General features: G+C 35.1%; 6 protein-coding genes and 1 tRNA gene. 4 read left to right on the forward strand and 3 right to left on the reverse strand.

What is annotated here, in order from left to right:
* Positions 1–48 precede the first annotated feature (48 nt).
* The 3 genes from purL to SHI72_RS16340 form a co-directional block, all read right to left on the reverse strand.
* Positions 49–3,717, reverse strand: a complete 3,669-nt coding sequence (purL, locus tag SHI72_RS16330; protein WP_416348480.1) for a phosphoribosylformylglycinamidine synthase — start codon at positions 3,715–3,717, stop codon at positions 49–51.
* Between the two features lie 104 nt (positions 3,718–3,821).
* A complete protein-coding gene (locus SHI72_RS16335) occupies positions 3,822–5,672 on the reverse strand; it encodes an endonuclease (protein ID WP_323490706.1) in 1,851 nt (616 codons plus the stop codon).
* A 501-nt stretch (positions 5,673–6,173) separates the two neighbouring features.
* Entirely contained in the window at positions 6,174–7,670 is a 1,497-nt protein-coding gene (locus tag SHI72_RS16340; protein ID WP_323490707.1) for a hypothetical protein, read from the reverse strand.
* Between the two features lie 125 nt (positions 7,671–7,795).
* Here SHI72_RS16340 and SHI72_RS16345 point away from each other — a divergent pair, with 125 nt between their 5' ends.
* The 4 genes from SHI72_RS16345 (at position 7,796) to SHI72_RS16360 (ending at position 10,266) form a co-directional block, all read left to right on the forward strand.
* The gene (locus tag SHI72_RS16345) at positions 7,796–8,224 is read left to right on the forward strand and encodes a PaaI family thioesterase (protein WP_039113986.1); all 429 of its coding nucleotides are present in this window, start codon (positions 7,796–7,798) and stop codon (positions 8,222–8,224) included.
* A 10-nt stretch (positions 8,225–8,234) separates the two neighbouring features.
* A complete protein-coding gene (locus tag SHI72_RS16350; protein WP_323490708.1) occupies positions 8,235–9,311 on the forward strand; it encodes a chorismate-binding protein in 1,077 nt (358 codons plus the stop codon).
* A gap of 87 nt (positions 9,312–9,398) precedes the next feature.
* Positions 9,399–10,115 carry a bacillithiol biosynthesis deacetylase BshB1 gene (bshB1, locus tag SHI72_RS16355; RefSeq protein WP_323490709.1) on the forward strand — a complete coding sequence of 239 codons (717 nt, stop codon included), beginning with the start codon at positions 9,399–9,401 and terminating at the stop codon, positions 10,113–10,115.
* A gap of 77 nt (positions 10,116–10,192) precedes the next feature.
* Positions 10,193–10,266 (forward strand) — tRNA-His (locus SHI72_RS16360).
* The last annotated feature ends 190 nt before the right edge of the window (positions 10,267–10,456 follow it).

Here is a 10,456-nt window from a genome sequence, read left to right on the forward strand (position 1 = left end):
AAAAACTCATTCAGTTACGAATGAGTTTTTTTAGTATGAGTATAAAAATTAGATTTTTTCAATCCATTTTCTAGCATTTACAAACGCTTCATGCCAAGGAGAAACTTCGTCGTTTCTGTCTTTTGGATAGTGCGCCCAGTTCCATTGGAAAGTAGAACGCTCAATGTGTGGCATCATTACTAAATGTCTTCCTGTTTTATCACACATCATTGCAGTGTTATAATCAGAACCATTTGGGTTTGCAGGATATCCTTCGTAAGCATATTTAGATACGATATTGTAATTTTCTTCTGCTAGTGGTAAATTGAATTTTCCTTCTCCATGAGAAACCCAAACTCCAAGAGTACTTCCTGCTAGAGATGATAACATCACCGAGTTGTTTTCTTGTACTTTTACAGAAGTAAAGATACTTTCGTGTTTGTTACTTTCGTTATGCAATAATTTACCGTGTACTTCATGTTCTGGATTAATTACCTCTAGTTCCATAAATAATTGGCAACCATTACAGATTCCTACAGATAATGTATCTTCTCTTTTGAAGAATTTATCCAAAGCTGTTTTTGCTTTTTCATTGTATAAGAATGCTCCAGCCCAACCTTTGGCAGAACCTAAAACATCCGAGTTAGAGAATCCTCCAACAGCACCAATAAACTGAATATCTTCAAGTGTTTCACGACCAGAGATTAAATCGGTCATGTGAACATCTTTTACATCAAATCCGGCCAAGTACATTGCATTTGCCATTTCGCGCTCAGAATTACTTCCTTTTTCACGAATAATAGCTGCTTTTGGTCTTGGTTTCGAAGCATCGATTACTGGTTTTTTTCCTGTAAAATGTGCTGGGAAAGTATAGTTTAAAACTTGATTTTTATAATTCTCGAAACGGGCTTGCGCTCTTCCGTTTTTAGATTGTTTTTGATCTAATAAATAAGAAGTTTCAAACCAGATATCTCTGTACTTCGTAATATCCAAATTATAAATTCCAAATTCCAAACTTGGTTTGTTTTGAACTGAACCAATTTTGAAGAATTCGATATTGTTGGCGCTTAGTTTAGCTTCAACAGCAGCATCAGATTTTGCCTGGAAAACGATTCCGATGTTTTCAGCGAAAAGAATTTTCAACAAATCTTTTTCTGCGAAAGCACTAAAATCAATTTTAGCTCCAAGGTTTATATCAGCAAAACATAATTCTAATAAAGTTGTGATTAAACCACCACTTCCGATATCGTGTCCAGCAAGAATTTGGTCTTCGCCAATTAATTCCTGAATCGTATTAAATGCATTTTTAAAGAAAGAAGCGTCTTTAATAGTAGAAGTTTCGTTTCCGATAGTATTTCTGATTTGTGCAAAAGAAGAACCTCCTAATTTGTACGCATCCTGAGATAAATTGATATAATAAATAGAATCTCCATTTTTCTGTAAAACAGGCTCTACTACTTTTTTAATGTCTGTACAATTTCCACCAGCCGAAATAATAACCGTTCCCGGTGCGATTACTTCATCATTTGGATATTTTTGTTTCATTGATAGTGAATCTTTTCCTGTTGGGATATTGATTCCTAGCTCAATTGCAAATTCAGAACAACCTTCTACAGCAGCGTATAAACGAGCATCTTCGCCTTCGTTTTTACAAGCCCACATCCAGTTTGCAGAAAGTGAAATTCCTTTTAAACCGTCTTTAATCGGAGCCCAAACAATGTTTGATAATGATTCGGCAATAGCATTTCTGCTTCCTGCTACAGGATCAATTAAAGCAGCGATAGGAGCATGCCCAATAGAAGTTGCAATTCCTTCTTTACCTAAATAATCTAAAGCCATTACACCAACATTATTCAATGGTAATTGTAATGGTCCTGCACATTGTTGCTTTGCAACTTTTCCACCTACACAACGGTCAACCTTATTTGTTAGCCAGTCTTTAGATGCAACTGCTTCTAAACGTAAAACATCTTGTAAATAACTTTCGAAGTCATTTGCTGTATAAGAAACATCAGCATATTTTCTATCGATAGTTTTGTCATTCATAATCGTTTTTGGAGAACTTCCAAAGAAATCTTCTAGTGCATAATCCATAGGTTTAGCTCCAGTCGATTTAGATTCAAAGGTAAAACGGTGATCTCCCGTTACATCTCCAACTTGGTACATTGGCGAACGCTCTCTGTCGGCGATTCTTTGTAAGATATCAATATCTTTTTGACCAATTACTAATCCCATTCTTTCCTGAGATTCGTTTCCGATAATTTCTTTAGCAGAAAGGGTTGGATCACCAACAGGTAATTTATCTAAATCTATTAAACCTCCAGTTTCTTCTACTAGTTCAGAAAGACAGTTTAAGTGTCCTCCAGCTCCGTGATCATGGATAGATACAATTGGGTTGTTATCGCTTTCTACCAAACCACGAATGGCATTGGCAGCACGTTTTTGCATTTCTGGATTAGAACGTTGGATAGCATTTAATTCAATTCCTGAACCAAAAGCTCCTGTATCTGCAGATGAAACCGCAGCTCCACCCATTCCGATTCTATAATTTTCTCCACCAAGAATAACGATTTTATCTCCTTCTTGTGGTTTCTTTTTAATGGCTTGATCTAATTTTCCGTAACCGATTCCACCCGCTTGCATGATTACTTTATCGTAACCAATTTTGCGGTCGTTTTCTGAATGTTCAAAAGTTAAAACTGAACCTGTAATAAGTGGCTGACCAAATTTATTTCCGAAATCTGATGCTCCGTTAGAAGCTTTGATCAAGATATCCATTGGAGTTTGGTATAACCATTTTCTTTCGTCCATTGCGTTTTCCCATGTTCTGTCATCCTGTGCAGATTCAGATTTTAAACGAGAATATGAAGTCATGTAAACGGCTGTTCCTGCAAGTGGTAAAGAACCTTGTCCTCCTGCAAGACGGTCACGAATTTCTCCTCCTGATCCTGTTGCAGCACCGTTAAAAGGCTCTACAGTTGTTGGGAAATTGTGTGTTTCGGCTTTTAATGAAATAACCGAATCAAATTCTTTTATTTCGTAAAAGTCTGGTTTGTCTGCTGTTTTTGGAGAAAACTGTTGTACGCGTGGTCCTTTTACAAAAGCCACATTATCTTTGTAAGCCGAAACGATATCGTTAGGGTTTTCCTGAGATGTTTTCTTGATTAATTTAAATAAAGACGTTTCTTTTTCTTCTCCGTCAATTACAAAAGTTCCGTTGAAAATTTTGTGACGACAGTGTTCTGAATTTGCTTGTGAGAAAGCAAAAATCTCAGAGTCGGTTAATTTACGTCCTAGTTTTACAGCTAGATTGTCTAGATAATCTACTTCTTCCTGGCTCAAAGCCAACCCTTCGGTTTTGTTGTAAGCAGCAATATCATCAATGTCCAAAATTGCTTCTGGTTGCACGTTGATAGTAAAGATTTCTTGATTCAGTTCAGTATATTTTTGCGAAAGCATCGGGTCAAAATCTGAAAAATCAGCTGTTGCCGGATAAAATTCTTCAATTCTGATGATGCCAGGAATACCCATATTCTGAGTAATCTCTACAGCATTTGTACTCCAAGGGGTAATCATAGTGGCACGAGGACCAACAAAAAAATCCGTCAGTACGGATTTTTCTATTTTATTGGAGTTGGCAAAAAGCCAGTTTAATTTTGAAATGTCTTGAGCCGAAATTTCGTTTTGCGTTTGTACTGCAAAAACAGTTTTGCTTTGGTTTTCAAAGAAATGAATCATTGTGTTGTGTAGTTTGTTGTATTTAGCTGCAAATTTAGTTAATTAAGATCAAAAAAAAAAGCGACAATTTGCTGCTTTTTAATTATTAGAGATCTAATTTTTAATTAATTGATTATTATCTTTTTAATGAAAGTTTTTTCCTCTTTTGTAGCTTTAACTATATACAATCCTTTAGGTAGATTACTTACAGCTATAGATTGCTGAGTTGTGTTTGCTTTTTCGAATACTTTTTGTCCAGATACCGAAATTATTTCTATCGTATAAGGAGTATTTGAATTATCGAAATTAATAAAAAAGTTACCATCTGAAGGGTTTGGATATAAGTGAATTTCATCTGAATCTGGCATTAATTCAGGGTTTGTTACTTTCAGTGTACTATTTCCTAAATTTTCACAAGAATCTACAGCAAATGAATCCCATTGTGAACTTAAATTAAATGTTGTGCTTGGAGAAGTTACAGTCGATTTTCTTCTTAAAGTTATATTAGCTGCAAAGTCAGCTGCTCCACCATTAAAAGTTCCGATGATGTCGATAAGTACTCCATTTTTAAATAAACCCATAGGGTCATTTCCATTAAAAGTAATCTCTGAAGCTGTTGTCGAAATATTGGCTGAAGCTTTAGGATAACATGTAGAAGCAATAGAACTATTTACAATAGTAAATTTGGTTCCGCTATTTAAAGTTCCGCTTAAGGCAAGACCAGAACTCCATGTTCCGCCTCCGTTTGTTTGTCTTTTTATAGTGTATCCAGATAAGCTAATTGGGCTACCTGTTGCATTCAGAATTTCTAAAGCTTTGTTATTTCCAGAACCTTCTATATATTCTGAGAATAATAAATCGGTTGTTGTTCCGCCGCCAGTTCCGCCACCGGCATCTGTTGTCTCGGTAATTGTATTGCTTGTAGCCGAAATATTTCCTGCAGCATCATTAGCTTTTACAGTAAGGTTGTAGCTGGTAGAAGCTGTTAAGCCAGTTATAGTAGCGGTTAAACCTGCAACTGTAGTTTTTAAAACTCCATTAGCATATACATTATAACCTGTAACTCCTACATTATCTGTAGATGCTGTCCAACTTACAGAAATAGTGCTGGACGTTTTTGAGGTACTTGCCAAACTTGTTGGCGCAGTTGGTGCTTGTGTATCGCTAGATGGGCTCCAAACCTGATTTACATATTCGGGATGATCGATATAAGGATTTCTATTGTTCTGACGTGCGTAAATAGCATTATTTCTTGCAATTTCTCTTGCGCTTACTGGATCTTGCGCGTTCCATGCCAAAAGAATATTTAAGAATGCAGCTGTAAATACTTTATTACTTGTTCCCTCAAACATAGGGTAGTTGTAGCCTGCAACGGTATTTTCATAACGCGTTGCAAAATAAAAATACATTCGGGCAATATCTCCTTTAAATTCGTTGATTGGCTCAAAAACAGTTCCCGAATATCCGGAAGTTGAATTTGCTCCAAGTTTCCCTCCGTTTTTAGAAATGTAAGTTGGCGTGTTTACAACTCCATGAGGGTAATTTGATCTTATGCCATTTACTTTTCCATCGGTTGGTGTGATAAAATGAGCATCAGAAACCATAGGTGATTTTTCACTAAATACTGATTGTGGGATTATATGTTCGCGGTTATAACAATCTCCTTCTACGACATAACTACCACATCGTTGTGTAGTTCCTATGCTATAATTATAAGGATCTGTTCCTGACGGATTTTCAGAATACATGTCTAGAACTGTTCCATCATTTTCATAAAAATTATCAATGTCAGATGCTTGATAAGTGACGTACAAACCAGCATAACCATTGTCTGTATGATCTTTTATGATATTGTACAATTGTGTTTTAAGGGCGTAACCTGTACCTGTTGCAGTGTTGTAATATCCCGAAGGAATTTGAGCAAAAGTCACAAAACTAAAAAGCAGTAATAAAATGGAAGAGTAGATTTTCTTCATAATTAATTTAATAGTTTAAAGTTAAAAAATAGGGCTTGTGAAACTTTTCAAAAAATTGATTTTAAGTTGGTTAGTTTTACAATGAAACAAATCTACATCTTTTGGCGATACCTTGTGTTAAGAGATGTTTAATTTATGCAGCATTTTTCTTACTCGTGTTTTCCTCAATATTGTCTTTTCGAGGAAGGAGAAATTTAAACGATAGTGAGCAGAGATATAAATTAAATTAATAGCTCGGCAATGAATTACATGTTTAAATAATATATTATAGATATTGCCAACGGTTTCAACCGTTGGAGCGCAATGGATTATTATGATCTGCATCACACAGTTGAAACTGTGAGCTATAATCAAACTATGCCGAGTTTCTCGCGAGGATTCTTCCTTCGTCAGAAAGACAAGTTTGTGGTTGGATTGTCTATAATAGGAGAAGTTTTGTGACCTGGCATTAAGTTTTAAGTAAAAGGAAAAACGTTGTATCTTAGTATCTCTTAATAAAGATTATTTAGGAAATGGCATGCTTTGATAAGCGCCTAAATCGGGAGGTGAAGTCCTTGTGTTTCCTATAATATCAATCGGAATGTTATACGCCTGATTTCCTTTTGCGAAAGCGCCAGAATTGGTGTCGATATTAAATTTGTTTTCTGAAGCATTATAAAACTTAGGATCCTGATTTAATATAATTGCATTATAATGTTGGGTATCGGTGTTAAACTGAAAATCGGGATTAGTGCTTGTGCTACTAAACTTGATTAGGCAATTATTAAACTGATATACAAAGGCTGAATTTGCTTTTTTGTTTAAAGATAATTCGTTTGTATTTGATCCGTAAACAATACAATTGTTGAAAGTTGCCTGTGTTAAATCTTTGGTTTCGGGAGTTGCGCCTGCGAGAGTATTGCTAAGGGAAACCGCAGCTTGTTGAGAACTTTGCCAATTGTTATTGAATGTACAATGTGTAAATTCATAATTTCCGCCATATAAACAAGCTAGACTCGATAATCCTGCACGATTTATTACAATGTTTTCGCCTTTTATTTTTGCGTTTTGTGCCAGAATACCATGATTTACAGAGTTGTAAATTTGTGTGTTTTTAATGCTAACAGTTGTTTGGTCGCTATTTTCTATTAGTAAACCAGTGGTTGCATTTTTAATCGTAAGATGATTGATGATGTTATTTGTACTTCCGTCAGCAAGCCAGATTGTTCCCCATTGTCCTGGAACATCGGAGTATAATGGTTCTAAACGATCTCCTTCAAAAATTACTTCTTTCTCTAATTTTTCTGTTGATGAAAGAGCTCCATTTACATTAATACTTGCTTTTTTGCTAACTAAAAGCCCTGAATTTGAATGAAAATAAACTCTTGAGCCAGCATCAAACGTAGCGGTTTTTCCTTCGGGAACGGCTGCATAGCCATATATTACATACGGTTTTTGGTTTGTAAATTGTAATTCGTTTTCTTCCAGATAAAAACCTGCTACTTCCTTGCCATCAATTGGTAATGTTTCGATAGTTCCGTCAGAGAGTTTTTTTGGATATAAAAAAGTAGCATCCTGAATAAGTGTTACCAATTCTACGTTTTGAAGATTTGCACCACTATCAAACTGGATTTGGTCGGTGTATAAAAAATCGGTTGGGTTTGCATCGGTAATTGCTGCAGTTGTTTCTATAAAAATATACATACTGTCTTTGGCCAAAAGCGTTACATCGCTAAAGACTTTACCTTCGGTTCCATGCATTCCATCAACAGTCATTCTGTATTTAGAGCTTAATCCTTTTCCTAGTTTGATAGACGGGATTGTAATGTCTTTTTTACCTTGATTAAATACTTTGAGTTGGTATGTACTCGAACCAATATTCGTAAAAACAGTATCTAGATAAACGGTGTCTTTTGAGAAAACTAAATCTCCAGTACTGGCAACGGTTTCAAAATCACTTCGACATGAGCTTGTTGCTAAAAGTATTCCGATAGTAAATAGTAAAAAAAAAGTACGCATTTGAATAGAATTTATGTAAAAATAGCAAAAAACTAATTCGATTAACATATGATTTTCAATTTAGAATTGCATTTTCTGTTTTGTGACTCATCTTTTATTTAATTTTACATTTTAAAGCCAAACAAATGAATTTTAGTAAAGAACAAATATTGGAGCGTTGCAATCAGTTTTCTCAAAACACGTTAATGCAAACTCTACAAATTGAATATATTGATGCTGGAGCAGATTTTTTAGTAGCCAGAATGCCAGTAAATCCAGCAGTTCACCAACCAATGGGATTATTACACGGAGGTGCATCGGTAGCACTTGCAGAAAGTGTGGGTAGTGCAGCATCATTTTTTTTTATAAATCCTGAATTACAAGAAGTACGCGGAATAGAAATTTCGGCAAATCATTTAAAAAGTATTCGTGAAGGTTATGTTTACGGAACAGCACGAATTATTCATAAAGGAAGAAGTTTGCATCTTTGGGAAATCAAAATTACTGATGAAGAAGGGAATCTGGTTTCTTTATGCAAATTGACGAACATGGTTTTGGACAGACAAAAAAAGTAATCTGGAAATCATGAATGAATTTTTTTCTAAAATTAAAAAACACAAAGAGCAGCTTTTGCCCTTTGTACTTTATAAGAAACCAAAATCGGATACAGTCATAGCTTTACTACAACAAAATAATACGTTGCATAAGGTTGTTGATTATAAAGAAAAGGGTTTTGTATTTGCTTCTTTTGATAAAAAACAAATTGTCCTTATTCCCGAAAAGGAATCTGAAATTTGTACAACTCAGTTAGAGCGAAAATCGATAAATTTAGTTGATATTGCTGATTCTGGTTTTGATGCTGAAGCTAAAAAACAATTTGAAACATTAGTTGTTAATGGTGTTCAGGCCATTGTGAATGATGAGTTTAAAAAAGTAGTTTTATCTCGTAGTGAAATTGTTCCTTTGAATGATTTTGATTTTATTGAGACTTTTCAAAATTTAGCAAATTTATATCTAACAACATTAGCGTATTGTTTTTATCATCCCGAAGTTGGTTTCTGGATGGGAGCAACGCCTGAGCAATTGCTTAAAGCAAATGGGAATATTTTTGAAACAACTGCTTTGGCGGGAACTCAAAAGGCTGCTTTGGCATCTGATGTTATCTGGCATCAGAAAGAGAAAGATGAGCAACAATATGTTACCGACTTTATTGTAAAAAGATTGCAGGACGTAGCTTCTTCGGTAGAAGTTACTGAACCTTATAGTGCTAATGCTGGAAGTATCTGGCATATAAAAACCGATATTTCGGGGGCTTTAAATACTGATTCTAGTTTAGATGAAGTGATAGATTTATTGCATCCAACACCTGCAGTTTGTGGTTATCCTAAAAAGAAATCCAGAGCATTTATTCTGGAAAATGAAAATTACGATAGAACTTTTTATACTGGTTTTTTAGGCGAATTAAATAGCAGTTTCGCATCTGACTCGATAAGCTCTGATTTATTTGTAAATTTACGAAGTATGCAAATACGTAATTCTGAAGCCGTTTTGTATATGGGATGCGGAATCACAAAAGAAAGTATTCCTGAAAACGAGTGGGAGGAAAGTGTGAATAAGTCAATGACGATGAAAAGGGTTTTAAATATAGAAGCAAGAGAATAGAAGCAAGATTAAAGAAGAAAGAGAATAGGGGTGTAGTAATTAGTAAGGATTAAAAACTAAGGCTCAAATTAAATTTGAAATAAAAACATGAAATTAGATATATTAGCTTTTGGAGCACATCCAGATGATGTAGAATTAGGTTGTGCAGGGACAATTTTAAAAGAAGTTTCTCTAGGGAAGAAAGTTGGCATTGTCGATTTGACCCGAGGAGAGTTAGGGACGCGTGGTTCTGCCGAATTAAGAGATCAGGAAGCTGCAGCTGCGGCAAACATATTAGGAGTTTCTGTACGTGAAAATTTAGCGATGCGTGATGGTTTTTTTGTAAATGACGAAGCGCATCAATTAGAGGTTATAAAAATGATCCGTAAGTACAAACCTGAGATTGTTTTGTGTAATGCAATCGATGATCGCCATATTGATCACGGAAAAGGCAGTAAATTAGTTTCTGATGCTTGTTTCTTATCTGGTTTGATGAAGATAGAAACAACTCTTAATGGAGAGCAACAAACAGCATGGCGCCCTAAGGTTGTATACCATTATATTCAGTGGAAAAATATCGAGCCAGACTTTGTTGTGGACATCACAGGATTTACTGAAAAGAAAATAGAATCGATTTTAGCGTATGGATCGCAGTTTTATGATGTGAATTCTAAAGAACCTGCTACCCCGATAACGAGTAAAAATTTTCTTGAAAGTTTAAATTATCGTGCACAAGACTTAGGAAGATTAGTTGGTGTAGATTTTGCCGAAGGTTTTACTGTTGAAAGGTGTTTGGCCGTCAATAGTTTAGGGAATTTGATGTAAAAAAGATGAAAATTTTTCATTTTTTTCTTTGTAGAAGTAAAGTTTTGCTCTATATTTGCACTCGCTAAGCAGAAATGGTGGTTGTAGCTCAGCTGGTTAGAGCATCGGTTTGTGGTACCGAGGGTCGCCGGTTCGAACCCGGTCATCCACCCAGAAATTTAAAGCCTTGAAGAAATTCAAGGCTTTTTTTGTATGTTTAATTTTTTGAGAAAAATTTTGGATCAGGTTCAAAAGTTGGGGATTAAGCAAAAAGATTAGATAATCTGAACAAGAAGAAATCAATATTTCTTACACCTCTAAATTGGCTTCTAAATGCTTTTATTTTTGCATTAAAAGATTCG

The organism is Flavobacterium sp. PL02 (assembly GCF_035013205.1).
Classification (GTDB): domain Bacteria; phylum Bacteroidota; class Bacteroidia; order Flavobacteriales; family Flavobacteriaceae; genus Flavobacterium.